A 25,031-nucleotide genomic window follows, 5' to 3' on the forward strand; every position below is an offset into this window, starting at 1 on the left:
GATTAAAAAGATGTTATAATATATATCAGAGGTGAGTTTATGAATGAAAATGAATTAAAAAGTTTAGAAGTATACAATGAAAAGTTTAAGGAGGATCCTACTTCTTTTAATGATTTCCAGGCCAACGATTATATTAAACTGCTTAAAAAAAGTGATAATAACGAAGATGCTATCGAAGTCGGTAAAACTTTCATGTCCCAATGTCCTAACCTAAAAGGATATCTAAATCAATATGGTTATGCTTTATATAACAAGTATATTAATATTGATGATGCTAAAATTCAAGAAAATGAAAATTTATTTTTCAGTGTTTTAGATGATATTTTAGCAGTATGTAAACAAGAACGCTATTCCCCTATGGAACCAGCAGTTAACCGGGCAATTAAATATTTGCAACGTGTTAAACCAAATGATCCTAATAAATTAATTGAAGTCCTTAATTTATTAGATCCAAATTTATTAGATGATACTCCATTTACTAATCCTGAAGGTAAAGAGTTTGAATCAAAAAAAGAACGTTATTACCGTTTGAAAGTAAAAGCTTTATATGAAGCAAAACGTTCTAAAGAATGTGTAGAAACTGCCAATATTGCTTTAACATTACCAATTAAATGGCATTTCAATACATTACAATGGATCAATTATCAAAGAGCTTGTTCTTTAGTAGAACTTGAACGATATGATGAAGCGAAAAAGATTTTCTTGCAATTACATAATCATATCCGTAGCATTGATTTCTATGAAGTTATTTATAAAACTTTATCTAAAACTGGTAATATCAAAGAAGCTAATGCGTATTTACTTTATGAATTCTTTGAAAACGGTTATTCAATCGATCATCTAGGAATCTATCAACGTTTATTAGAAGCAACTTTACGAACTGAAGATCCAATGCTGATTGAAATTGTCGATATTTTCTTAACAAAACTTTGTCAGGAAAATAATCGTGACTATACTCCTCAAGGTGACTATGGTGATAAATACAATGATCAAACATCAGAATATTTATACGATGAAGTCTATGAAAAAGTAATGAATAATCTTGATAAATATGTCGAAAGAGTTGAAGGAACTGTTGTTCATTATAATAAGGATAGAGGTATTGGTACTATCTCTCGTTATGACAATGACGGTATTTTCTTTAGACAAGCTGACTATGTTTATGATGAAGATGTTCAAAGACGTGATAAAGTTGAATACACACCACTAGAAACATTTGATCGTAAGAAAAATGTTGTTACTAGTAAAGCAATCCTAATTATCACTACTGAAGAATATATTAATTTTGGATATTAAAAAACTAGATATTAAAAGAAGCTATTGGTTTTTACCGATAGCTTCTTTTATTTAGATTTTTCTCGATTATTGAGATATTCCTGCATTGCTTTGATGCTTTCATTAGAAATAACATGTTCAATTAAACAAGCATCCTTATCAGCAATTTCTTCATCAATATTTAATACTTCAATAAAAAGTTTTTTGATTGTTTGATGTTTATTGCAAATAAACTCAGCCAGTTCTAATCCCTTGGGTGTTAATTTTATATCCGCATATTTTTCATAATCAACATACCCATCTTTAGATAAAACAACAACCGCATTATTGACACTTGGTTTTGATACTCCTAATCTTTTAGCAATATCACTCACACGAGCTTTTTTCCCGTCTAATGAAAGTTCATAAATTAGTTCTAAATAATTTTGCATAGCAATTGTCATTTCTTCCATTCTAATAACCACTCCTATTTACAAAATATTAACAAAGCCTATCTAAATAATAACACAACTCCTTATTTTTCTCAATAATTCGCCTAGAGGCAGTTTGATATTTGACATATAAATATAATTGAGGTGAAATAATGAATTATCTTCTATCATTGAGTCCAATAATGATTGTTTTTATGGTCGCTACTTTTAACTGGTTAATGACATTTTTAGGCAGTTCTTTAGTATATTTTGTTAAAAGTACTAATAAAAAATTAGTTTGCATGGCTTTAGGCAGCTCGGCTGGCATCATGATTGCCGCTTCATTTTTTTCACTGCTTTTACCAGCCAAAGAACAATTAGAAACAAGCGGCAAGCTTTCCTTGATCATGATTCCTCTAGGTTTTATTTGTGGAGCTTTTTTATTAATGATCATTGATCGATTACTTCCCCATGAACATTTAATGACGCACCAGCAAGAAGGATTGCATCCAAAACGGTATTCAAAAAATAAGTTGCTATTACTGGCGATGACATTGCACAATATTCCTGAAGGGTTAGCTGTCGGAGTTGCTTTTGCCAGTGCTACTAATGGTAATTATTTAACAGCCTTAACTTTAGCGATTGGGATTGGAATTCAAAACTTTCCTGAAGGAACGGCTATTTCTTTACCGATGTTTCAAAATGGTAAAAGTCGTTTTCAAGCGATGATGTACGGCCAGTTTTCAGCTTTAGTTGAAATTCCTGCAGCTTTATGTGGTTTTATTTTTGCCAGTTTAGCTAATAATATGCTTCCTTTTATTTTATGTTTTGCTGCCGGTGCAATGTTTTTTGTCTGTATTGAAGAGTTAATTCCTGAAGCTAATGCGACCGAAGGGATTGATTTAGGGACAATTAGTTTTATGATTGGTTTTGTTATTATGATGAGTTTAGATATTTTGTTATCTTAGATAGCTAATTAATAAAAATTTTTTCATATTGACAAAAACCTTTCAATATCGTATGATTTCTTTAACAATTTATTAAACAAAGACGATGAAGTGAACTAGTAAATATGGCTTAGATATCAGAGATATTGTGGTTGGTGCAAACAATACGTTAAGCTGTATCGAATTCATCATGGAGTCGGATTACTGATATGTAGGTAATCCCCGGTAGCTGGCCGTTATCACATGCAAGTCTAAAGACTTAATGAGGCTGTTAATGTGAATTAATAGCAAATTGGGGTGGTACCGCGGCTCTGTCGTCCTCTGATGAGGACTTTTTTTGTTTAAAAAATTGAAAGAAACGGAGGGAATGTTTTATGAAAAAATTATTAAGTGGTTTGTTGGCACTTGCTATGTGTGCTGGGCTTACTGGCTGTGGCACTGGAAGTAGTGATAGCAGCAGTGGTGAAGTTAAAGATCTTGCTGATGTTAAAATTGGAGTTATCCAATTAATGCAACACGATGCCTTAGATGCTTCTTATGAAGGCTTCAAAGATGTTTTAGTTGAAGCTGGTGTTGATGAAGATAACATTGATTACCAAGTTGCTGGTGATGCTTCAAACTGTGCAACGATTGCTGATAAATTAGTTAATGATGGCAATGATTTAATTTATGCAATCGCTACTCCAGCTTTACAATCAGCTGCAGCAGCTACTACAACAATTCCAATTGTTGGATGTGCTATTACTGATTATGAAAGTACTGATTTAGTTCAAAGTAATGATGAACCAGGTGGTAATGTTACTGGAGCCAGTGATTTAACACCTATCGATGATCAATTTGATTTATTAACTGAATTATTACCTGATGCCAAAAAAGTAGCTATCATGTATTGTGGTAGTGAAGACAATTCAATCTTCCAAGGTCAAATTGCTCAAGAAGCGGCTGAAGATCATGGATTAGAATATGAAGTCTATACTGTTACTGATTCTAACGATATTCAATCTGTGGCTAGTCAAATTGTCAGTGATGGAAATGATGTAGTCTATATCCCAACTGATAATTTATTAGCTACCTATATGTCTAGTGTTGAAGCAGTTACTTCTCCAGCCAAAATTCCTTGTATTGTTGGTGAAGAAGGTATGGTTAATAATGGTGGTTTTGCTACTTATGGTATTAACTATGAAAATTTAGGACGGGAAGCTGGTAAACAGGCACTAGCTATTTTAAAAGGTGAAAAAACAGCTGCTAATACTCCAATCGTTCAATTAGCTGCTGAAGATTGCACAATGGTTATTAACTTAAAAGTTGCTCAAAGCTGTGGTATCACGGTTAATAAAGATGACTATCCTGATGCAACTTTTATTGAAGAATAGGAGTTAAAAAATGGGTTTATTTTATACATTTTTAGGTGCTGTTGATTTAGGCTTGATTTGGGGATTTCTAGCATTAGGAGTTTATATTACCTTTAGATTACTAGATATTGCCGATTTAACAGTTGATGGTAGTTTTACTACCGGTGGTGCCGTTTGTGCTATTTGTGTATTAAACGGAATTCATCCCCTATTAGCGCTATTGATTTCTATTTTGGCTGGTTTTGCAGCCGGAGCAATTACTGGTATCTTGCATACCAAATGTAAAATACCGGCGATCTTAGCTGGAATCTTGACTCAAATTGGTCTATATTCAATCAACTTAAGAATTATGGGTGGTCGTGCCAATTTACCATTGACTACGGCAAATACCTTATTTAATAATTTATCAGTCAGTTTAGATATCAGTAGATATTATATTGCTTTAATTATTGCTTTAATTATCGTCATTATCTTTATCGCTATATTATACTGGTTTTTTGGAACTGAACTAGGTTCTGCTATTCGAGCTACTGGAAACAATGAACAAATGGCTCGCTCACTTGGAATTAACACTGATACGATGAAATTACTAGGTCTAACGATCAGCAATGGTTTAGTAGGATTATCTGGAGCATTGAATGCTCTTTATGGTCAAGCTACTGATGTTAGAGTAGGAACTGGGGCAATCGTTATTGCTTTAGCATCAATCGTTATTGGGGAAGTAGTTATTTCAAGTAAAAAAGGAAATTTTGCTTTAACTTTAACATCAATCGTTATTGGTTCTATTATTTATCGAATCGTCGTTGCCGTTGTTTTACAAATGGGATTAAATACCGATGATTTGAAATTATTAACTGCTATTTTAGTTGGTATTGCTTTAACTATTCCAATTATGTTGAATAAACGAAAACAAGTTTCAATGTATAAAAAATTAACCGGAAAGGAAAATGATCAACATGCTAAAACTATCTAACGTATGTAAAACATTTAACCTTGGCACAGTTAACGAAAAAAAAGTTTTACACAATATCAACTTAGAACTAAAAGAAGGCGATTTCGTTACAATTATTGGAGGTAATGGAGCGGGAAAATCAACTCTTTTAAATATGATTTCAGGAATCTATCCATTAGATTGTGGAATTATTACTCTAGATGGTGAAGATATTTCTTTGTTACCAGAACATCAACGAGCTAAAAAAATTGGACGCTTATTTCAAGACCCGATGTTGGGTACGGCTGGAAATATGCAAATTATTGAAAATCTGGCATTAGCAAAGCGTCGTGGTAAAAAACGTGGTTTAAGCTGGGGAGTCAGTAAAGAAGAGAAAAAAACTTATTATGAATTAGTTAAATCATTAAATTTAGGTCTAGAAGATCGTCTGACAACAAAAATGGGCTTATTATCAGGGGGACAACGCCAGGCAATCACTTTATTGATGGCAACTTTACAAAAACCAAAATTATTACTACTTGATGAACATACTGCAGCACTTGATCCAGCTACTTCAGCCAAAGTCTTAAATCTGACTAATAAAATTGTAACTGAGCAAAACTTAACTGCGATGATGGTAACTCATAATATGAAAGATGCAATTAATGTTGGTAATCGCTTGATCATGATGTATAATGGTCAAATAATTTATGATGTTAGCGGTGACGAAAAGAAAAAACTTACTGTTGAAGACTTGTTGAAAAAATTTGAACAAGCCAGCGGTGAAGAATTTGCCAATGACCGGATGTTATTAGGATAGAACTGTAGCAACAGTTCTATTTTTTTATTACAAATAGCTTACCCTTTTCGGGAATGCAACAAAACACATCTTCTATATGTTTTATTCCTTGTTTTTGTAATTCTTTTTTTAACCAGTTTAAATCACGATTAAGCAGTTTTAAATTATCATAATCGACCACCCCATCACAAATAATCGCTTCTGGCAGCTCAACATCACACTGATCTTTTTGAACTACTGATAGTGAGCCATTAGTTTCTAATAAGGCAAATTCGACTTTAGAAATACTATCAACATTATTAACTCGTAAATGATGCGTTAAATCACTTAAAGTATAACGTTGCTGACGCATCTTTTCTTGATTTAATTTTCCCTTAAAAATAATATAGGTTGGTTTCCCTTCAAACAAATCACGTAACTTATTAGATTTCATCGTTATAATAGAAACAATTCGATCAACCACAATTAAAGTAACTGTGGCCACCACCCCGTGAAAAAAAGTAAAGTCTTCTTGATCCAATGAATTAATCATGATTTCCGCAATGATTAAAAACACCACAAAATCAAAAACATTTAACTGACTAAACTCCTTTTTACCAAAGAAACGTAATAAAACCGTTAAATATACATAAATTCCCAAACTGATTAAAATCACTTCTAATATACTCATATTTTATCAATCCTTCAATATAATATAATAAGTCAACAAAAGGAGGAAAATATGAAATCATATTTAAAAATATATATGAAATTCATTTTATTTATTTTAATTAGCTTCATCCTTATCTCTTTTATTATTGCTGGTATTCTTAGTTTTATACCGGTACCAAATATCATTTATCATTTCATCGTTAATCTTCTAGCTGGAATAATCATGATTATCTGGGGATTTATGATTGTTAAAACATTTAAACAAAAAGCATTATGGCATAGTTTATTATGTGCTTTAATCTTTGCTTTGATTGCTTTATTATTGAATATTGATAACATTAATCTAATTAATATCTTGTCTCGCCCTTTTATCTTAATTGCAACTGTACTGATTTTATCATTTTATCGTCGTAAATTAGAGACAAAATAAAAAAGTCGACTCATCGACTTTTTATTAGTTTTTAAATTCAATATTAAGAATTTTTACATCATATGGTTCTGCAACCCCTACAGTTACGATCTCATTGATACCATGTCCTAAGACAGCTTTGGCTAATGGTGATTCATTAGAGATTTTTCCATTTAATGGGTCAGTTTCAGTATAACCAACGATTTTATAACTTTCTGGTTCAGCATCTTTTTCAGATAAATCTAAAATTGTAACAGTAGTTCCTGGTTTAACTATTTGTAAATCCATCTGATCTTCAGAAATGATTTCAGCATGCTGTAACATGTAATCAATTTCTTTGATACGAGCTTCCAAATGAGCTTGTCTTTCTCTGGCTGCATCATAATCAGCGTTTTCAGACAAGTCCCCTTGTGATCTTGCTAATTGTAATTCTTCAATAACTTTTGGTCTTTCAACGTTGATCAAGTTATTTTTTTCTTGTTCTAATTTTTCAACACCGCTTTGGGTCAACAAAACTTTTTCGTGTTCCATATTTTTTCACCTCGCAAGCAATAATATAGCATAAATACAATCAAATATCTAGTCCCATTAGCTGATGATAGAAGAAATTTTAGTTATCAATAAGTCAATAGCCACTTCATTACTGCCACCTTCAGGTATAATTATGTGTGCATATTTTTTGGACGGTTCGACAAACTGTTCATGCATTGGTCTAACTGTTGACAAATATTGGTGACAGATAGATTCAAGACTACGACCTCTTTCTTGCATATCACGTTTTAGCCGTCTTATAAAGCGAATATCCGCATCAGTATCGACATAAACTAAGATATCGCAACGTTCACGAATACGGCTGTCATATAATACAAATAATCCTTCAATTATAAAAACATCACGGGGATTAATTATTTCTACTTCTTCAATCCGATTATGAATAGTAAAATCATAAATAGGTTTTTTTATTGTTTGGTTGTTTTTTAACATATCTAACTGTTCAACTAGTAAATCCATATCAAAAGCTAAAGGATGATCATAATTAGTCTGTTTTCGTTTTTCCATTGATAAATGTGATTGATCTTTATAATAATCATCTAAACGAATAATTTTAGTAGAATGACTTGATTTAAAATATTCATATAATTTATTAGCAATCGAACTTTTACCAGAAGCACTTCCTCCGGCAATCGCTATGATAATAGGTTTTTTCATTAAATCACCTTTCTTCCCATATCATCTATCTCTAATTTAACTGAAACAGGAAGCTTTAATATTTCCATTGGATGATTAGCTATTTCAACAGATTCATTATCTTCATTAATAATTTTAGTTACTGGAACAATAATATTTTCATGTTTAGGGCTAAAGAACTCAATTTGATCACCGACTTTAAAATAATTACGTTGTTCAATAATGACCATCTGATTTTCTTGATCATAACCAATAACTCGAGCACAAAATTCTTGAGTTGGATGTTCATCACGCTGATTATATATTTGCTTACTATTATCAGCCTGATCATCAAAAAAGCCGGTACATAAAGCCCGATTGGCAGCTTTTAGTAATTCTTGGTAGTACCGATCAGATAATTTAAAATTATCTGGATCTTGACAATAATCATCAATCAATTTACGATACGTTGAAACTACGGTTGCAATATAATGTAACGATTTCATTCTCCCTTCAATTTTAAATGAATTAACTCCTAATTCAATTAATTCCGGGATATGATTAATTAAAGCCAAGTCTTTACTAGACATACTAAAAGGAATAATGCCATTGCTATTGATCTTTTGATCATCTTGATAAATATCATAATACCAGCGACATGATTGAGAACAGCCACCACGATTAGCATCTCTTCGTGAAAAATAATTTGAAAGCATGCATCTTCCTGAATAATGAATACACATTGCGCCATGAATAAAATATTCAATATCTAAGTCAGTTTGCTCTAAAATATGTTTTAAATCGGCCACACAAACTTCACGACCTAAAACGACCCGATCCATTTTTAAACTTTCAAAAAATTTAATTGCTTTACTGTTTAATACTGATAATTGCGTCGAAACATGAACTTCTAATTTTAAATTTAGTTTTTTAGCCACTGACATAATATAAGGATCAGCAACTATGATTGCATGAACACCAGCATCATCTAAAGCCTGTAAATATTGTTCAATTCCTTGTAAATTATCTTGATGTAAGATAATATTACATGTTACATGGATTTTAGCACCGTATTGATTGGCAAAAGCAACGGCTTCTTTAATATCCTCCAAGCTAAAATTAGAAGCACTAGAACGTAAAGAAAACTCCTTACCACCAACAAAAACAGCATCAGCTCCATAACGAATAGCTACTTTTAATTTTTCTAAGTTACCAGCTGGAGCTAATAATTCTGGTTTTTTGATGATTACTCTTTTACCATCAATTATTTTACTTACCTTTCTCATTTTCTTCTCGCTTTCTAACATCATCAATTTTATAAACCGTATTATCAAACATAAAACTATGATGATAATTGATATCTGGTGTTAATTGTTTTAATTGGGGCATTAATTCTTTAGAAACTTTACCATATTGATTGTTATTACAACTATCAATAGCATCCTGATAAAAATTAACGATTTCAACTAACTTCAAATCATCAACAAATAACGATTCAATATATAAATAATCAAATGGTTCCATACTGCTTAAGATATCTAAACAACATAATTGTGATTTAGATAAAATATGACAGCCAAACTGATCTTCATAAATATGACACAACTCATCAACCCCATTAGCTTGAATGGTGATATTATCATCAATCGTAACAGTTAGTGGATGATTTATTTCATTAAAATAATTAGTTAATAATTTTCGTTTAGAATAAGCCATATATTCAACACCATGGACTTGGACCATAGTCTTTAAAGCTACATTTTGAGCAATTTCCTGTTTTTGGGCTAAAGGAATTTCCCGAGCTAAAAAAGCTCCATTAATTCCTTGTTGCCCTAAATAATTCAAGGTTGCCTGATTAGTATTTAATGTATCGGGCTGATAAATTAATTCAAATTGATAATTTTCTTCCCGACAGATTTGTAAAATAGCAAAATCCTGAAATAAAATACCATCTACTTTTAAAGCAGCCAATTGTTTTAAATGCTCACTTAGAGCATCTAAATTTTTTTCTTCAATTAAAGCATTGACTAAAACCCAAAGTTTACTAGTACCTATTTTATTTTTTAATTCTTTAATTTCCTGATAATCAAGACTTAAAGCCTGACGACATGAAAAATATTTTGTACCAACGACAAAATATTTAACTCCAATACTTAAATAATCATAGATAAATTTATCACTATTTAACGCTAAAACTATTTCCATTACATCACCTTTTTCTAATAACACAGATACCATCACCAATATGATGATATGTCACTTCATATTCCTCATTATTTAAAATCCACTCTTTAAATCGTTTGATTTTCTTAACTAATTGTCGAGTATTTCGATTTTTAATTTTATCAATTTCAAAAACCATCCCATGAAAATCCAAGTTATCAACGACACAAATACCATCATCTTTAACTAATGGCATATATTTTTCAAAAAACTTTTGATATTGGGCTTTTGCCGCGTCGATAAATAAACAATCGAATTCTTTTAAGACCAATTGATCATTATCAAATGTTAAAGCATTATCATGATGAATAATAATTTTTTCATTCATTGAATATTTATTAATATTTTTTACAGCCTCTTGATAACGGTCTTGATCCAATTCGATTGTTTCAACTATAAAATCATCAATATTTATCGCCATCATCAAAGCCGAATAACCAATCGCACTACCAATTTCTAGACAACTATGAAAATCATGCGTTTTAAAAAGATCAATCATGTAGCTTAAGCCTTCTTTTTGCATGATTGGAATATTTTGTTTTATTGCTTCTTTTTCTAATTCTAATAATTCTTTCATTTTAATACCATCTATTTTCATTTACTATTTGTTGATGTTGTTCATATGTTTGGGAATAAATAACCGTTCCATCTTGTAAGGCAAAGAAAAATAAAGCACCGGTATTTTGATAGTTTAAACATGATGAAATAATTTCAGTGGAAACACAGCTAATCGGCCCTACTGGTAAACCATCATAACGATATGTATTATATTTCGAATCCACATCAAGATCTTTATATGTAACCGCAACGGTACGCACCTGATTAGCGTAATTAACAGTCACATCGCTTTGTAAACGCATATTGTTGGCCATTCGATTAATAAAGACACCAGCAATTTTTTCTTGATCGTCTTGATTTCCTGACGATTCACATTGAACAACTGATGCAAACGATAAAAATTGATGAACAGTCACTGGATTACCATTAATAGTAAATGCTGTTATTTGATCACGATATTCTGATAAATTTTGATCCATTTGATCTAACATCATTTCGGTAACATCTTCAATTGTAGTTGTCGAAGCGGTAATAATATAAGTTTCTGGTGCCAGATAGCCTTCTAATGGAAACATGATATCAGTACTTAAAATACTTTGATCTAAAAACCAGTATTTTTCAATTAAAGTATTTAAATATGAAACATCAGTCCATTTAGCAAGTACTTCGCTACTATCAATTTCTAAAGCTGCAGCTACTTTATCAGCACATTCCGTAATTCGATCACCTTCAATAATTGTTACCCTTGCTGTTGAAATATAATCCTTATCTCCTTCTAAGATCGTACAAATGGTTTTTAAATCCATATTTTTATTTAAAACATATGTATTGGCAATAAAATCATATTTATTTAATTTTAAATAAATATTAGCAACCGTTTTATTTTTGATTAATCCTGCTTCATCAAGCTGATTTAAAACAGTACTTGTTGACCCGGAAATATTAACAATAACCTCTTCATCTTTCGAAGAAACAGCTCCCTGACCATTAAAATAATAACCGACCAGCAAAACTACAATAATAACAACAGTTACGATAGTTCCAATGATAATTTTGTGCTTTTTTTTCATAAACGCCTCCATTTTTTACCATTATATGATATTTTTATAACTGTTTCAACTTTATTTACTTATTTGTAGTTTGTAAAAAAATAGAGATGTCATAACATCTCTATCTTAATTTTTAGAAAATAGTTTCAAATTTGGTAATACAAACTGGCTCATTGACTAAATAACTGTATTTTGTTTCAAATAGCATTCCTTTTTTCTCAGTGCGATATTCATAACTTTCAACAACACCACCTTTTTGACAAACAACGACGATCCATTGATCTCTAAAGATTTTTAAATCCCGAGGATTTGGTGAAGTATCCGCAAAATCACGATAAATTAATTTACCAGTTTCTGGATCAATATCAAATAAAACTAAACTGTCATGTCCACAATTAGTTACAAATAGCCGTTCTTGACTATCATTAAAAATCATTTGACTAGCAGTATTGACAAAATCTTCACCATCTTCTTTTGGATAAGTATCAATCGTTTGAATTAACTCAAATTCCATATCATGATATTGATAGACATTAATCGTACTAGATAATTCATTTAAAACGTAAGCAATATTTCCTGCTTGATTAAACATAATTTTGTTTGGCCCAGATCCTGGTTCTAAATTCAAAGTATGAACATTATCTAAAATTATTTCTTTATCAACCATTTCAAAGAATAAAATCTTATCTAATCCTAAATCGGCTACAACAAGACGATTTTTTTCAGGATTAAAATCTACATAACAAGGATGTGGCTGTGATTGTCTTTTGGGATCAACACTATGCCCTTGTAACTTATAGTTAAAAAATGATTCAACTAGTTTTTTCTTTTTAATTCTAGCAACCGTTATTTCACCATTATAATAATCACAAGCAAAAACCTTATCAGCTACTTCATCATCACCATTTGTACAAGCATGAACATATGTTTTTCCCATGTCACTAATATGTGAAGATAAAGCTAATAAATCTGATGTTGCCGCATAGGAACAGATACCACCATCACCTCTAGTTCCTGAGCGATTTTTATATGTAATGCAGACAAAACGTCCATAATTAAAACTGTAAATTGGATCTGAAGGAGTTGAAAAATGTTTTTTAAATAAAATTTCCCCATTTTCAACATCTACCTGAAAAGTATAAATACCTCTTGTTTGATCATTACCATATGAATTAACAAAAAATGATTCAGTTATTCTTTTCTTTCCAAACAAACCAAATAAAGCCATTAATAAATACCACCTTTTCTTATTCAAAACATAAAAAAGCTAATTTCTTAGCTCTTTTTTAATTATTTTCATTATCATGGCAACAACCATGTCCTTTTCCTTCATGACAACATTGATGACTTTCATCTTCATGTTTACATTCATGATTTTTTTGACAACATTGTCCATTACCAGAACACTCATGGTCTTGTTCACCCATAAAACTTTGAAATACTTCTTCAACTAATTCCCATTCATCTGGGCTTTCAATTGGAAAAAGCTGTCCATTTTCATCGTAAGATGACGCAAAAACATTTGGCTGTTCTTCAGTTGCGTCATAATATAAAACATATTGTTTGTTTAATTCATCATTATTAAAAGTAAACAAAACATCAAATTCTTTTGTATTTCCTTGATCATCAATTACTTGAATTTTATTTGCTTCCATTAAGATTCCTTTCTATTTACTATCAAGATACCCTTGTAAGATAGCTACTGCTGCCATCTTATCAATAACTTTTTTTCGTTTTTTTCTAGATACATCCGCGAAAATCAATTGATTTTCAGCTGCTTTAGTAGTTAACCGTTCGTCAACTAAAACCACATTAATGCCAGGTACTTCCTGCTCCAGCATTTCTTTAAATTTGATTGATATTTGAGCCCTGATTCCTAAATCACCATTCATATGTTTAGGAAGCCCTAAAACAACCGTTTCAATTTCATTTTCAGTAATAATTTTCGCAACGTACTTACAAGCGGCCTGATAATCATCTTCTTCAAAACGATATGTTTCAACACCATGAGCAATCATACCTAAAAGATCGCTCATGGCAATTCCACAGGTTTTAGAACCTAAATCCAAACCTAAAATTCTCTTCATTCTATTTCTCCAAATATGATTTAACTAATTCCTCAATTATTTCATCACGCTCAATTTGCTGGATAATATTTCGCGCATTTTTATGACTAGAAATATATGCAGGATCATTTGAAATTAAGTAACCAGCTATTTGATGCACTGCATTATAGCCTCTTTCATTTAATGCTTCAATTACTGTCTTTAGATTTTGACGAATCATTTCCCGTCGCATATCTTCAGAACTGAATACTTTTGTCTTTGTTAAGTCTTGCATATTAATTGATCCCCCTTTAAGGCTAAGCCTATATATCTATTCTACACCAATTACTAATAAATTAAAAGAAATTTTTAAGTTCTGACTTAATCAGATCAACTTTATCATTAATTGGACAACCACCTTGCGCAAAATCTGGTTTACCACCACCGCGGCCATCAACTACAGCATTGATCTTTTTAACAATATCACCGGCTTTATAACCATTGGCAACATAATTTTTAGTTACTCCGACAAAATATGAACATTTACCTTCATATTTAGATACTAAAATGACAATTCCTTCATCTAATTTATCTCTAAAATCAAAAGTTAATTGTTTAGCTTTAGCACTTTCAAGTTCTTCTTCAACTAATAATACTTTTACCCCATTGATATCTTGAACATCATTAACCTTACTTGCTGCATTTAAGGCATTTAATTTACTATTTAAAGTATCAATTTCTTTTTTAGCAGCTGTTAAATCATCACTTAAAACAATTACTTTATTAACAACTTCTTTACGGTTCTTTAATTTTAACACATCAGCAATTTGATCAACCACATCTTTTTCGTGAATTAATGATTGATAAGCAATTTTACCAGTGACTGCTTCAATTCGCCGAACACCACTTCCAATACTTTCTTCACTTTCGATTTTAAACAATCCAATTTGACTACTATTAGAAACATGGCAACCACCACAAAGTTCTTTAGAAAAATCACCAATTGATACTACACGAACTACATCACCATATTTTTCATCAAATAATGCCATAGCTCCAGTTTCCAATGCTTTTTCTTTACTCATATGTTCGATTGTAACATTATTTCCAGCAAAAATTTGATCATTAACAACTTTTTCAATTTCTTTAAGCTGATCATTAGTTATTTTTTCAAAATGAGTAAAGTCAAATCTTAATCTTTGATCATCAACATAAGAACCAGCTTGATTAATATGACTTCCTAAAACTTGTTTTAACGCTGCCTGTAGTAAATGAGTAGCACTATGGTTGGCAATAATTTTATGTCGTTTTTCTTTATCAATGTCTAAAGTTAAAATATCACCTACTCGAATTGTTCCTTTTTCTACGGTTACATAATGTAAATGCTGTTGATTTGGCGCTTTTAACACATTTTTAACTCTTGCAAAGCAATTATCATTATAAATCACTCCAGTATCGGCACATTGACCACCCATTTCGGCATAGAAAGTAGTTGTATCAAAAACAATTTCACCATAATCATCGATTGCATCGACTTTAACCCCATCTTTAAATAATCCCATAACTACACTATTGATATTTTCTGGATTATATTCGAAAACTGATGGTAAATCAAAGGCCATTAAATCTGGTTTTTGACTGCTCATACTTTCACTATCTTCACGAGCTCCCCGTGATCTTTCTTGTTGCAATTTTAGCTCTTGTTTAAATCCTTCTTCATCCACTTTAAGATTTGATTCTTCAGCAATTTCCAAAGTTAATTCAAATGGAAAACCATATGTATCATATAGTTTAAAAGCATCTTTACCACTAATCATACCAGTAGTGTTTTTAGTAATCATCGTATTTAACAATTTTTCACCATTTGACAACGTTTTATGGAAAGCTTCTTCTTCTTTACGAACTAAATCACTAATATAAGAAACTTTTTCTGGTAAATAATCATAAAAGTCTTTCATGATATCACTGACAGTTTTTACCAAGTTATACATAAATGGTTTTTCAATTCCAATTTGTTTTCCATACCGAACAGCTCGTCTTAAAATTCTTCTTAAAACATAACCACGTCCAGCATTATCAAACAAAGCCCCATCAGCTAATGCAAAGGTAACGGTTCTAATGTGGTCGGCAATAACCCGATAAGCCATCTTGTTTTCTTGATAGCTAACTGTAGCCATCTTTTCAACTTGATGAATGATTGGTAAAAAGAAATCAGTATCAAAGTTAGTTTCACCATCTTGGAAAATACTAGTAATTCTTTCTAGTCCCATACCAGTATCAATATTTTTTTGTGGTAATTCTTTATATTCTTCTCTTGATAATCCTTCTTGTGAATTATATTGAGAGAAAACTAGATTCCAAATTTCAACATAACGATCATTTTCCATTTCTTCAAAAAACAATTTAGTACCTAATCCTTCAGGATCATATTTTTCGCCACGATCATAGAAAATTTCAGAGTCTGGTCCACATGGTCCTTCACCAATTTCCCAGAAATTTTCTGGGGTCTTCAAGATATGATCTTTAGCAACACCAATTTCATTTACCCAAATATCATAGGCTTCATCATCATGATCATGAACCGTTATATATAATTTTTCTGGTTCAAAGGCAAACCATTTTTCATCTGTCAATAATTCCCAGGCAAATTCGATTGCTTCTTTTTTGAAATAATCACCAATTGAAAAGTTTCCTAACATTTCAAAGAAAGTATGGTGTCTAGCTGTTTTTCCAACATTTTCAATATCATTAGTTCTGATAGATTTTTGCGCATTTGTAATACGAGGATTTTCTGGTTTGATCGTTCCATCAAAATATTTTTTTATTGCTGCAACCCCAGCATTGATCCATAATAAAGTTGGATCATCATTAGGAATCAATGAATGACTTGGTTCCACTTTGTGCCCTTTACTTTCAAAAAAATCTAAGAACATTTGTCTTACTTCATTTCCAGTTAATTGTTTCATCTTTTTCTCCTTTACTTAAACAATATAAAAAGTCGTTCCCATCTAGGAACGACTTTAATCGCGATACCATCCTAGTTCATGAAAAAATTCATGCCCTTAATTAGCTGATAACGTAGCTTACACGGTAAATTTTAGTTTACTCTCCAAAGTAGCTTTCCTATAAGTTATTAAGTATTTTCACCAGCCATACTCTCTCTTAAAATAATCGATATAGTACTCTTCTTTTTCAGCGATTTACCAAATTATAAACTATCTCTATTTATTTTTCAAGCCTATAAATTTACATCTTTTCTTTAAGACTATATATCATATCTTCAACACAATCACATTCACTAAGTAATATCATCATTGATGCTACCGACAATCCCAGTAACAACTTATTTCTAGTCATCATAAAACTCACCTCAATTTAGTTTTACCATTATTCAAGAAAATCATACACACTTAATGTTTCCTGATTTTCAAATCTGGCAACTAAACTGGTTTTACGTCGTAAATCCTGAGAATTACTTAAACCATACATAAATGCTTTTTCATTGCCTAAAATAAAGAGAGCTTGTTTACAGCGCGTAATCGCTGTATATAATAAATTTCTTCTTAGCATGACATAATAGTCATTCAAAACTGCCATGATTACAATTTTAAATTCATTACCTTGAGCTTTATGAATCGACATACAATAAGCATGAGTAATCGTATTAAAATCATTACTAGTATATTCAACGATATTACCATCAAAATCCACTACTAATGTATCTTGAAGATATTCAAAATTATCTTTTAAACAAATCTCAATTAAAGTCCCAATATCACCATTAAAAACTTCATCATCAGGCCGATTTTTTAATTGCAAAATTTTATCACCAATTCGATATTCTTTGCTTCCAATTCGATAAACTTCACTAGTATCATTTACGGGATTAAATGCATCCTGCAAAGCATCATTTAAAGCATCAATTCCAGCTACTCCTTGATACATTGGCACTAATACTTGAATATCATTACTATCATAGCCTTCATTAAGCGCTTTTTTGACAATTGTTTTTACATTTTTAACGACATCATAGTTTGGACAATTAAAAAAATTAATATCCGAATATTGATTAAAAATATCTAAATTATCCAATTGATTATTGATGATATGATGTGCCAGTTCAATAACACCTGATTCTTTAGCCTGTCTAAAGATCTCATCTAATTCAATTGTTTTGATTCCGGCGGCAATTAAATCATGTAAAACATTGCCAGGAGCAACTGATGGTAATTGATGATAATCACCAATAAATAAAATCTTACGAATTTTACGTCCTGCTAAAAAAATACGATGCAACAATAAACAATCGACCATCGAAAACTCATCAATGACCAATACTTCAATATCCAATGGATTATTTTCATTAACTGCAAAAGTATTACTATGAAGATCCCATTTCAACAAACGATGAATAGTACAGGCTGGAATCCCAGTTAGTTCATTTAAACGCTTAGCTGCCCGACCAGTTGGTGCCACCAGACCAATGCGATCTTCAGGGTACAAAGTTCGATAAATTTGCAATAATGCCTTAACAACTGTTGTTTTACCCGTTCCAGGACCGCCAGTTAAAATCATAACTGAAGATTTCAAAAAATAAAAAAGAGCTTCAATTTGCTTTTTGGCATAAGTAATTCCCTGATTATTTTGATAATTATTTAACAGACGCAATACTTCATCTTCGTCAATAATTTCATCAGGTAAATTAATCCGTTGTTTTAAATACTCAGCGATATTCTTTTCTGCTTCATTCATTTCATAATAGTAATAACGTTCTTGTTCTAATACAACTAACCCGTCATCAATCAGTTCATCTAAATATTGTTCAAAAACAATTTCATCAATATTGTAAATAATTTTACTAAACATTTTTTTAATTTCATCTAATAGACAATAAGTACTGCCCGTATTAAAACAATACTGTTTGATACTATAAATTATACCAGCTTTAATGCGATTAGGATTATCAAAGGTTCCTCCGGTTTTTATTGCTAATTCATCAGCTGTTTTAAAACCAATTCCATCAATATCCTCAATTAACTGATAAGGATTATTTTGTAAAATATCTAATGTTTTTTCTTGATAATGGGCCTGAATTAATCCTAAATTTTTCAAGCTGATTCCATGTCCCATAAAAAATTGCATAACTTCTTGATCATATTCACTAGTAGTTAAAACATCATAAATAGTATCTCTTTTCTTGACTGTCATGCCTTTAACGATATCTAAACTATGTTTATCATTTTTGATTTTATCAATGCAATCTTCACCTAAAGTATTAACAATATTAGTAGCTAAAGCTTTACCTACACCTTTAAATAAAGGACTAGATAAATATTTGATCAGTTCATCGTTTTCTTTGGCATAAATGACCCGATAACTTTCTAATTTAAATTGTTTTCCATATTTTGGATGAACCACATAATCACCATTAAACTGATATTTATCATAATCATTAAAATTATTCATATAACCGGTCATAGCTATTGGTTTTTCTTCTTGCTCAACCTCAATAACAGCAACAAGATAATTAGAAGATTCGCTATAATAGCGAATCTTCCTAATGTATCCAGTATATTCAATCATTATAAATATTCAATCGGTTTACCATCTTTATAGACAGTTTCAATCGTACCGCCACCTAAGCAAACCTCTCCATCATAAAATACTGCTGCTTGTCCTGGGGTTACTGCTTTTACCGGCTGATCAAATTTTAACATAACAGTTGTTTCATCAATAAATTCCAAAGTAACAGGATTATCTTGCTGACGATATCTAAATTTAGTCATGCAAGATACTGGCTGATCTGGTTTGGTTGATGCTATCCAGTTAACATCAGTGATTAAAGCTCCCGTTGAATAAAGCCACTGTTTTTGATCACCTTGACAAATATATAAAACATTTTGGCTATAATCTTTACCAACTACAAACCAGGCTGCCCCCGGTCCACCAATTCCTAAACCTTTACGTTGACCAATCGTATAATACATGATTCCAGAATGTTCCCCAATTACTTTATTAGTTTCAATATCGACCATCTTACCTGGTTTAGCAGGAATGTAATTTTGTAAAAAGGCTTTAAAATCTCGTTCACCAATAAAACAGATTCCCGTACTATCTTTTTTATCAGCCACCGGTAAATTAAGTTCATGGGCAATTTTACGAACTTCACTTTTATCAATATTACCTAATGGAAATAATGAACTTTGCAATTGTTTTTGATTTAATTGACATAAAAAATAAGTTTGATCTTTATTATGATCTACTCCTTTTAACATCACAGAGTCTTGACCTTCATGATGTTCAACTCTAGCATAATGACCCGTAGCAATATAATCAGCGTTTAAATCCTTAGCATAATCTAAAAAGGCTTTAAATTTGATATGTTTATTGCATAAAATATCGGGATTAGGTGTTCTTCCTTTACGATACTCATCTAAAAAATAAGTAAAAACATGATCCCAGTATTCCTTAATAAAATCAACTCGTTTAATCGGAATATCTAGACACTTAGCTACTGCTTTAGCATCATTATAATCTTTTTCTTGCGGACAGATATCATCATCATTAGTTGGATTTCCTAAAATATCATTATTTAACTGACTATCCCAGTTACGCATAAAAACCCCGATAACATCGTATCCTTGTTTTTTTAATAAATAAGCAGCAACAGCTGAATCAACCCCGCCGCTTAATCCTAATACAACTTTTTTTGACATTTTCGTCACCTCACCCGACTATAATACCATTAATCAACCTAAAAAACCATATAATTTATTATAAAAAAAAGGATCAACGATCCTTTCTTTATCCTAATCTTGACATTGGTAACATTGCTGCTCCAATTGCCCCACAATCTTCTAATTCCGTTTTTAATAGTGGAATATGTCCACGCATACCAACATGAATTTTAGAGTTAAATTGTTCTACTAAATTATCATAAAAATATTCACGCGATTTCATGACTCCACCACCGACTACAAAGCAATGAGGATCTACTGTATGAGCGATATTTGCAAACATAGTAGCTAATTGTGAAACACATTCATCAACAATACTTTTAGCTTTTAAATTACCTTCAGCTGCTAATCTAAACACATCACCAGCATGATTTACTACATCTTCACCTAAAATTTCTTTTCCTTTACGAGTAATAGCAGTACCACTGGCTTCCCCTTCAACAGCTCCAGGATTTAAATTACCAAATTTATAACCATTATTTTTAACAATAATATTTCCAATTTCTCCAGCATGACCACGGCCACCAGAAATCAATTTACCATCAACGATAAATGCCCCACCAATACCTGTAGAAATAGTTACATAATAGCAAGTTGGGTAATTCTTTCCAGCACCTAAAAGCGCTTCTGCCAAACCAGCAACATTTGCATCATTATCAATAAATACTGGCATGTTAAAACGATCAGCTAATTTATCACAAATTGGATAATTTTCAAATCCTGGTAAATTGGTTGCCATGATCATCGTTCCTTTTACAGTATCAACTGGTCCTGGTACCCCAATTCCAATCCCGCTAACTCCTTCTAAGCCACCGCAAACAGAAGTATCTAAACTTTCAATTTGACGAATAATTTTTGCACAAACGTAATCTGGCCCATTTTCTCTTTCTGTATTATCTTTAACTTCACTATATGATGTTCCTTTTTCATCTACTAGTAAAGTTCTTACGTTTGTACCACCTAAGTCAATTCCAATATAATATTTCATTCTTCGTCCTCCTATATACTATAAATAATTATACAATATTAGAAAGTCATTTTAAAGGTATCTAGAATAAAGTTTTTACTATTTTTTCAAACTGTGGTGGCACTTGACAGACTATCTCTTTATCTTGAAGATATTTTAAGACTCCAATCGTTTTTACAAACTTGATCTTATAAGCATGTAATAGTTGATGATTTAAACCAAATTCATTTTTTATCATCCGATTAACTTTAAAATCACCATATTTACGATCCCCAATCACTGGATGATCAATGCTTGATAAATGAACTCTGATTTGATGCATTCTACCAGTTACCAACTTCACTTCTACTAAACTAAAGTCATTCTTGACTTTAAGTGGTTTTACGATTGTTTCCATTGTTAAAGCTCCTGGATAATCTTTTTTGACTAATTTTACTTGAGACTGATCAGGCAGCTTTACCATATAACCTTTTAAATGTCTTTTAGAAGTCAATTTACCACAACAAACAGTTAAATATGTTTTTTCAATGCAATGACGCAATTTGATCATCTCATTTAAATCTTGCAGTGCCACCAATGTTTTACCAAAAATAACGATTCCGCTAGTATTACGATCCAAACGATGAACAGGTCCTGGCATAAAAGTATTTTCCCGACTTAAATCTAATTCATTTTTACTTGCCAGATAACTTAAAACCTGATTTGTTAGCGTATTAACTGATTCATTGGCATCTTCATGGACTAATAAACCAGCTGGTTTATTGACAACTAAGATATGTTTATCTTCGTATAAAACTTTAAAAGTTTTATCAACTTGAAAAATACTTTTTTCTTTCGTCAATTCCTTAAATTTATCATCGTATAAAAAAAGAGAAACCTCATCACCGCTTTTTAAAAGATACTTTTCATTCACCCTGATTCCATTAACTTTAACATCTTTTTTTCGAAACATTTTATAGATAAAACTACTAGGTGCATTGACCAGCAATTTCTTTAAATATTTATCAACTCTTTGATTAGCATCATTTTCACTAATAACTAATTTTTTCAATTTCATCACCAATCCTATTATAGCAAACTCTTACTAAATTACCTAACACTTTATTAATGTAACCCTTTACATTTTAGGAAACAAATGCTATAATTTACTTGTTAAGTGAAGACATTCGCTTTACATACCCCCTATTATCACCCTTACGTGAAATAATAGAAAAAAGTATGCACCCCCGCATACTTTTTTTGTTATAATCTAGATGAGGTGGTTTAGATGGAAAAGAAATTAACTAGCGAATTAATATATCAAGGCAAAATAATTAATGTTTATCGTGATAAAGTTGAATGCGAAAACGGGAATATTGCTACTAGAGAAGTAGTTCGTCATCACGGTGGCGTTGGAGTTTTAGCTATTGTTGATAATAAGATTCTATTAGTCAAACAATATCGTTATCCTAATGCAACAGACACTTTAGAAATTCCCGCTGGTAAATTAGAACCAAATGAAGATACCGGTATCTGTGCTTTACGCGAATTAGAAGAAGAAACTGGATATAGTGCTAAAGGAATTGATTTGATTGCTAAATTCTTACCAACTCCTGGTTACAGTGATGAATGGCTATATGTTTATGAAGCTAAGGATGTTTTCAAAGTAGAAAATCCTCGTGACTGCGACGAAGATGAGGTTATCGAATTAATCAGACTAGATATTGACGAAGCTTATCAAATGGTCGTAAATGGACAAATTTTTGATTCAAAAACGATGATTGCTATCATGCACGCCTATATCAATCAACATATAAAATAATTTTACTTAATAAACAAGTAAAAAGAGATTTCATCAGAGCTAATTAAATAGCCATTTTGAAATCTCTTTTTTATTTGCTTTATAGCTAATCCAATCCAAATATTTATATAAATAAAAAAATTCTGTAACAACAGAATTAATTAACTAATGGCGGTCTGGACGGGACTCGAACCCGCGACCTCCGCCGTGACAGGGCGGCATTCTAACCAACTGAACTACCAGACCATTATTTAATGGCGGAGACAGAGGGATTTGAACCCTCGCGCCAGTTTCCCGACCTACACCCTTAGCAGGGGCGCCTCTTCAGCCTCTTGAGTATGTCTCCGTCGTCTGCTCGTTTATAATATCATAATTATTTTTTATTTGCAACCACTTTTTTAAACTTTAATTTAAAAAAAATCTTTTATAATTATATTTTAGGTGATTAAATCACTATTTTTTAATCAAAATTTTTTAAAAAAAAATTGATAAAAAAGTAATAATCTTGATTTATCGATTATTACTTTTTTATTCTATTTAAAATTATAAAGCTTTTTAAACCTTTTATATTGTCGTTGCAAATAACGATGTCTAAGTAAGTTATCAGGATATTGTCTGTATATACCAATGATATTAGCTGGATCATTAATTTTAATCTTATTTTTGTTTAAAAGGTCAAAAATGGCGACAAATCATCATTGTTTTCTAATTTTAAATCAATAATTTGATCATTAACTCTAATTTTCAAAGTTGTCCTATAAATATATTCACTAAAAATTCCGACCATTTTAAAAACAGCAACTAAACCAATCGTAATTTCATCAATATCTTGTAATTAAAATAAAACATGATCATGAAAAATATTATCATATTCAATCTTTTGACTATCTACATATAACAAACGACATTTTCTTTCTTCTAATGTTAATTGTTGATCAGATAAAACTAGATAAACGGCCTCCCTAACTTGTTTGCCATTATAAACAACATCACTTTTAATAACTGATGATTCTTGACTATTTTCAACAACCTTATCATCAAAGGAATCATCAAATAATTCTAGCAAGCTATCACTAGTTGTAATATTAATAATTTCATTAAAGAATTCTCTTTGGTTGCTATTATTACGCTCTAAAATCTGTTTGATCATTCCATCTTGAAGATAGATTAACTTTTTGGCATAACTGGCAATCATACTATCGTGGGTTACCAAAACAATCGTCGTCCCCTGCTGATTTAAATCTTTTAACAATGATAAAAGTTCATGTGAATTCTTAGAATCCAGATTACCAGTTGGTTCGTCACAAATTAAAATATCCGGTTCATTGATCAATGCTCTAGCAATAGCGGCCCCGACTCAGTGAACCTAAGATAAAATTTATCACAAGAAAATTTCGCAAAAAATATGTGAATGTTACATTTATTTTCTCACCCCTCCAAATTGCTATGTACATGAAAAAGCAGAGAATTACCCCCATCTTTACATTTCTACCCCCGTCTGTAACAGCTCGATCAGTCCTTCAATGCCTGTTAAATAGAGTATTATCGTAGAAAAGATGAAGCCGTTTCTTCTATTAATAATGTGTATGTATTTTTTCTCTTTTTAGTATTGGGGTACGATAAGAATTGAAAAACGCCCATAGTCTACCATTAATTTAGGCTATGGGCAATAACTCATTTGCGATTGAGATAATCCTTAGCTATAACTTCTTGAATCCACAAAGGAATTAA

Annotated in this window: 25 protein-coding genes, 2 tRNA genes and 2 other annotated features; of the genes, 7 read left to right on the forward strand and 20 right to left on the reverse strand. The window is 31.2% G+C overall.

Annotation, left to right across the window (positions count from 1 at the left end; all coding sequences use genetic code 11):
- Window positions 1–39 precede the first annotated feature (39 nt).
- Window positions 40–1,296, forward strand: coding sequence for a hypothetical protein (locus tag Q0K54_RS07090; RefSeq protein ID WP_294579589.1), 1,257 nt, complete (start codon window positions 40–42; stop codon window positions 1,294–1,296).
- A 47-nt stretch (window positions 1,297–1,343) separates the two neighbouring features.
- Here Q0K54_RS07090 and Q0K54_RS07095 read toward each other — a convergent pair whose 3' ends face one another.
- Window positions 1,344–1,727: a metal-dependent transcriptional regulator gene (locus tag Q0K54_RS07095; protein ID WP_294579592.1), complete on the reverse strand. Its 384-nt coding sequence runs from the start codon at window positions 1,725–1,727 to the stop codon at window positions 1,344–1,346.
- A gap of 131 nt (window positions 1,728–1,858) precedes the next feature.
- Between Q0K54_RS07095 and Q0K54_RS07100 the strand changes: the two genes are divergently transcribed.
- From Q0K54_RS07100 to Q0K54_RS07115, 4 genes are all read left to right on the forward strand, one after another.
- Complete coding sequence (locus Q0K54_RS07100; RefSeq protein ID WP_294579595.1) at window positions 1,859–2,653, forward strand: ZIP family metal transporter; 795 nt, start codon at window positions 1,859–1,861, stop codon at window positions 2,651–2,653.
- A gap of 76 nt (window positions 2,654–2,729) precedes the next feature.
- Window positions 2,730–2,957 (forward strand) — a binding site (T-box leader).
- 49 nt (window positions 2,958–3,006) lie between these two features.
- Window positions 3,007–4,005, forward strand: coding sequence for an ABC transporter substrate-binding protein (locus tag Q0K54_RS07105; protein WP_294579599.1), 999 nt, complete (start codon window positions 3,007–3,009; stop codon window positions 4,003–4,005).
- Window positions 4,006–4,015: 10 nt separating this feature from the next.
- Window positions 4,016–4,957: an ABC transporter permease gene (locus Q0K54_RS07110; RefSeq protein WP_294579604.1), complete on the forward strand. Its 942-nt coding sequence runs from the start codon at window positions 4,016–4,018 to the stop codon at window positions 4,955–4,957.
- Window positions 4,941–5,735, forward strand: a complete 795-nt coding sequence (locus Q0K54_RS07115) for an ABC transporter ATP-binding protein (RefSeq protein ID WP_294579605.1) — start codon at window positions 4,941–4,943, stop codon at window positions 5,733–5,735. Before Q0K54_RS07110 ends, Q0K54_RS07115 begins: the two co-directional genes overlap by 17 nt.
- A gap of 16 nt (window positions 5,736–5,751) precedes the next feature.
- On the opposite strand, the gene Q0K54_RS07120 is transcribed toward Q0K54_RS07115, so the two are convergent.
- Window positions 5,752–6,384 (reverse strand): DUF421 domain-containing protein, encoded by a 633-nt coding sequence (locus Q0K54_RS07120; protein ID WP_294579606.1) that lies wholly within the window; start codon window positions 6,382–6,384, stop codon window positions 5,752–5,754.
- A 51-nt stretch (window positions 6,385–6,435) separates the two neighbouring features.
- Between Q0K54_RS07120 and Q0K54_RS07125 the strand changes: the two genes are divergently transcribed.
- Complete coding sequence (locus Q0K54_RS07125) at window positions 6,436–6,795, forward strand: DUF3792 domain-containing protein (protein WP_294579607.1); 360 nt, start codon at window positions 6,436–6,438, stop codon at window positions 6,793–6,795.
- Between the two features lie 24 nt (window positions 6,796–6,819).
- Here the strand turns inward: Q0K54_RS07125 and greA are convergent, their stop codons facing one another.
- The 15 genes from greA to Q0K54_RS07200 all read right to left on the reverse strand — a co-directional run bounded on the left by greA (window position 6,820) and on the right by Q0K54_RS07200 (window position 22,571).
- Window positions 6,820–7,305, reverse strand: coding sequence for a transcription elongation factor GreA (greA, locus tag Q0K54_RS07130; protein ID WP_294579610.1), 486 nt, complete (start codon window positions 7,303–7,305; stop codon window positions 6,820–6,822).
- A 57-nt stretch (window positions 7,306–7,362) separates the two neighbouring features.
- Entirely contained in the window at window positions 7,363–7,983 is a 621-nt protein-coding gene (udk, locus tag Q0K54_RS07135) for a uridine kinase (RefSeq protein WP_294579612.1), read from the reverse strand.
- Window positions 7,983–9,227 (reverse strand): U32 family peptidase, encoded by a 1,245-nt coding sequence (locus tag Q0K54_RS07140; protein ID WP_294579614.1) that lies wholly within the window; start codon window positions 9,225–9,227, stop codon window positions 7,983–7,985. The genes udk and Q0K54_RS07140 overlap by 1 nt, the downstream gene beginning before the upstream one ends.
- A complete protein-coding gene (locus Q0K54_RS07145; protein ID WP_294579617.1) occupies window positions 9,211–10,170 on the reverse strand; it encodes a peptidase U32 family protein in 960 nt (319 codons plus the stop codon). Before Q0K54_RS07145 ends, Q0K54_RS07140 begins: the two co-directional genes overlap by 17 nt.
- Complete coding sequence (locus Q0K54_RS07150; RefSeq protein WP_294579619.1) at window positions 10,151–10,741, reverse strand: O-methyltransferase; 591 nt, start codon at window positions 10,739–10,741, stop codon at window positions 10,151–10,153. The genes Q0K54_RS07145 and Q0K54_RS07150 overlap by 20 nt, the downstream gene beginning before the upstream one ends.
- A 1-nt stretch (window position 10,742) precedes the next feature.
- On the reverse strand, window positions 10,743–11,792 hold the full coding sequence (gene mltG / locus Q0K54_RS07155) for an endolytic transglycosylase MltG (RefSeq protein WP_294579621.1): 1,050 nt from the start codon (window positions 11,790–11,792) through the stop codon (window positions 10,743–10,745).
- Between the two features lie 112 nt (window positions 11,793–11,904).
- A complete protein-coding gene (locus Q0K54_RS07160) occupies window positions 11,905–12,999 on the reverse strand; it encodes a beta-propeller fold lactonase family protein (RefSeq protein ID WP_294579624.1) in 1,095 nt (364 codons plus the stop codon).
- 58 nt (window positions 13,000–13,057) lie between these two features.
- Window positions 13,058–13,426, reverse strand: a complete 369-nt coding sequence (locus Q0K54_RS07165; RefSeq protein WP_294579627.1) for a DUF1292 domain-containing protein — start codon at window positions 13,424–13,426, stop codon at window positions 13,058–13,060.
- A gap of 12 nt (window positions 13,427–13,438) precedes the next feature.
- The gene (ruvX, locus tag Q0K54_RS07170; RefSeq protein WP_294579630.1) at window positions 13,439–13,858 is read right to left on the reverse strand and encodes a Holliday junction resolvase RuvX; all 420 of its coding nucleotides are present in this window, start codon (window positions 13,856–13,858) and stop codon (window positions 13,439–13,441) included.
- A gap of 1 nt (window position 13,859) precedes the next feature.
- Window positions 13,860–14,111: an IreB family regulatory phosphoprotein gene (locus Q0K54_RS07175; protein WP_087298368.1), complete on the reverse strand. Its 252-nt coding sequence runs from the start codon at window positions 14,109–14,111 to the stop codon at window positions 13,860–13,862.
- A 61-nt stretch (window positions 14,112–14,172) separates the two neighbouring features.
- The gene (gene alaS, locus Q0K54_RS07180; protein ID WP_294579635.1) at window positions 14,173–16,782 is read right to left on the reverse strand and encodes an alanine--tRNA ligase; all 2,610 of its coding nucleotides are present in this window, start codon (window positions 16,780–16,782) and stop codon (window positions 14,173–14,175) included.
- A 41-nt stretch (window positions 16,783–16,823) separates the two neighbouring features.
- Window positions 16,824–17,021 (reverse strand) — a binding site (T-box leader).
- A gap of 182 nt (window positions 17,022–17,203) precedes the next feature.
- The gene (locus Q0K54_RS07185; RefSeq protein ID WP_294579637.1) at window positions 17,204–19,399 is read right to left on the reverse strand and encodes an ATP-dependent RecD-like DNA helicase; all 2,196 of its coding nucleotides are present in this window, start codon (window positions 19,397–19,399) and stop codon (window positions 17,204–17,206) included.
- Window positions 19,399–20,532, reverse strand: coding sequence for a tRNA 2-thiouridine(34) synthase MnmA (gene mnmA / locus Q0K54_RS07190; RefSeq protein WP_294579639.1), 1,134 nt, complete (start codon window positions 20,530–20,532; stop codon window positions 19,399–19,401). The genes Q0K54_RS07185 and mnmA overlap by 1 nt, the downstream gene beginning before the upstream one ends.
- Before the next feature lie 88 nt (window positions 20,533–20,620).
- Window positions 20,621–21,541, reverse strand: coding sequence for an ROK family protein (locus Q0K54_RS07195; RefSeq protein WP_294579641.1), 921 nt, complete (start codon window positions 21,539–21,541; stop codon window positions 20,621–20,623).
- Between the two features lie 61 nt (window positions 21,542–21,602).
- The gene (locus tag Q0K54_RS07200) at window positions 21,603–22,571 is read right to left on the reverse strand and encodes an RluA family pseudouridine synthase (protein WP_294579643.1); all 969 of its coding nucleotides are present in this window, start codon (window positions 22,569–22,571) and stop codon (window positions 21,603–21,605) included.
- Window positions 22,572–22,787: 216 nt separating this feature from the next.
- Between Q0K54_RS07200 and Q0K54_RS07205 the strand changes: the two genes are divergently transcribed.
- Window positions 22,788–23,321, forward strand: a complete 534-nt coding sequence (locus tag Q0K54_RS07205; RefSeq protein WP_294579646.1) for an NUDIX hydrolase — start codon at window positions 22,788–22,790, stop codon at window positions 23,319–23,321.
- A 148-nt stretch (window positions 23,322–23,469) separates the two neighbouring features.
- Here the strand turns inward: Q0K54_RS07205 and Q0K54_RS07210 are convergent.
- The 3 genes from Q0K54_RS07210 to Q0K54_RS07220 all read right to left on the reverse strand — a co-directional run bounded on the left by Q0K54_RS07210 (window position 23,470) and on the right by Q0K54_RS07220 (window position 24,633).
- Window positions 23,470–23,546 (reverse strand) — tRNA-Asp (locus tag Q0K54_RS07210).
- A gap of 9 nt (window positions 23,547–23,555) precedes the next feature.
- Window positions 23,556–23,646: transfer RNA gene (locus tag Q0K54_RS07215), tRNA-Ser, on the reverse strand.
- A gap of 489 nt (window positions 23,647–24,135) precedes the next feature.
- Window positions 24,136–24,633 (reverse strand): hypothetical protein, encoded by a 498-nt coding sequence (locus Q0K54_RS07220; protein WP_294579649.1) that lies wholly within the window; start codon window positions 24,631–24,633, stop codon window positions 24,136–24,138.
- Between the last annotated feature and the right edge of the window lie 398 nt (window positions 24,634–25,031).

This window comes from uncultured Thomasclavelia sp., assembly GCF_944324745.1.
In the GTDB taxonomy this organism is placed as follows: Bacteria; Bacillota_I; Bacilli_A; order Erysipelotrichales; family Coprobacillaceae; genus Thomasclavelia.

What these genes read in the sequence shown, in the direction of transcription:
- Q0K54_RS07160 (WP_294579624.1), bottom strand. Translation starts at nt 12,999, where the DNA reads ATGGCTTTATTTGGTTTGTTTGGAAAGAAAAGAATAACTGAATCATTT.
- alaS (WP_294579635.1), bottom strand. Translation starts at nt 16,782, where the DNA reads ATGAAACAATTAACTGGAAATGAAGTAAGACAAATGTTCTTAGATTTT.
- mltG (WP_294579621.1), bottom strand. Translation starts at nt 11,792, where the DNA reads ATGAAAAAAAAGCACAAAATTATCATTGGAACTATCGTAACTGTTGTT.
- ruvX (WP_294579630.1), bottom strand. Translation starts at nt 13,858, where the DNA reads ATGAAGAGAATTTTAGGTTTGGATTTAGGTTCTAAAACCTGTGGAATT.
- Q0K54_RS07205 (WP_294579646.1), top strand. Translation starts at nt 22,788, where the DNA reads ATGGAAAAGAAATTAACTAGCGAATTAATATATCAAGGCAAAATAATT.
- Q0K54_RS07150 (WP_294579619.1), bottom strand. Translation starts at nt 10,741, where the DNA reads ATGAAAGAATTATTAGAATTAGAAAAAGAAGCAATAAAACAAAATATT.
- Q0K54_RS07125 (WP_294579607.1), top strand. Translation starts at nt 6,436, where the DNA reads ATGAAATCATATTTAAAAATATATATGAAATTCATTTTATTTATTTTA.
- Q0K54_RS07090 (WP_294579589.1), top strand. Translation starts at nt 40, where the DNA reads ATGAATGAAAATGAATTAAAAAGTTTAGAAGTATACAATGAAAAGTTT.
- Q0K54_RS07165 (WP_294579627.1), bottom strand. Translation starts at nt 13,426, where the DNA reads ATGGAAGCAAATAAAATTCAAGTAATTGATGATCAAGGAAATACAAAA.
- Q0K54_RS07140 (WP_294579614.1), bottom strand. Translation starts at nt 9,227, where the DNA reads ATGAGAAAGGTAAGTAAAATAATTGATGGTAAAAGAGTAATCATCAAA.
- Q0K54_RS07110 (WP_294579604.1), top strand. Translation starts at nt 4,016, where the DNA reads ATGGGTTTATTTTATACATTTTTAGGTGCTGTTGATTTAGGCTTGATT.
- Q0K54_RS07105 (WP_294579599.1), top strand. Translation starts at nt 3,007, where the DNA reads ATGAAAAAATTATTAAGTGGTTTGTTGGCACTTGCTATGTGTGCTGGG.
- Q0K54_RS07115 (WP_294579605.1), top strand. Translation starts at nt 4,941, where the DNA reads ATGCTAAAACTATCTAACGTATGTAAAACATTTAACCTTGGCACAGTT.
- Q0K54_RS07175 (WP_087298368.1), bottom strand. Translation starts at nt 14,111, where the DNA reads ATGCAAGACTTAACAAAGACAAAAGTATTCAGTTCTGAAGATATGCGA.
- Q0K54_RS07185 (WP_294579637.1), bottom strand. Translation starts at nt 19,399, where the DNA reads ATGATTGAATATACTGGATACATTAGGAAGATTCGCTATTATAGCGAA.
- Q0K54_RS07100 (WP_294579595.1), top strand. Translation starts at nt 1,859, where the DNA reads ATGAATTATCTTCTATCATTGAGTCCAATAATGATTGTTTTTATGGTC.
- Q0K54_RS07095 (WP_294579592.1), bottom strand. Translation starts at nt 1,727, where the DNA reads ATGGAAGAAATGACAATTGCTATGCAAAATTATTTAGAACTAATTTAT.
- mnmA (WP_294579639.1), bottom strand. Translation starts at nt 20,532, where the DNA reads ATGTCAAAAAAAGTTGTATTAGGATTAAGCGGCGGGGTTGATTCAGCT.
- Q0K54_RS07195 (WP_294579641.1), bottom strand. Translation starts at nt 21,541, where the DNA reads ATGAAATATTATATTGGAATTGACTTAGGTGGTACAAACGTAAGAACT.
- udk (WP_294579612.1), bottom strand. Translation starts at nt 7,983, where the DNA reads ATGAAAAAACCTATTATCATAGCGATTGCCGGAGGAAGTGCTTCTGGT.
- Q0K54_RS07120 (WP_294579606.1), bottom strand. Translation starts at nt 6,384, where the DNA reads ATGAGTATATTAGAAGTGATTTTAATCAGTTTGGGAATTTATGTATAT.
- greA (WP_294579610.1), bottom strand. Translation starts at nt 7,305, where the DNA reads ATGGAACACGAAAAAGTTTTGTTGACCCAAAGCGGTGTTGAAAAATTA.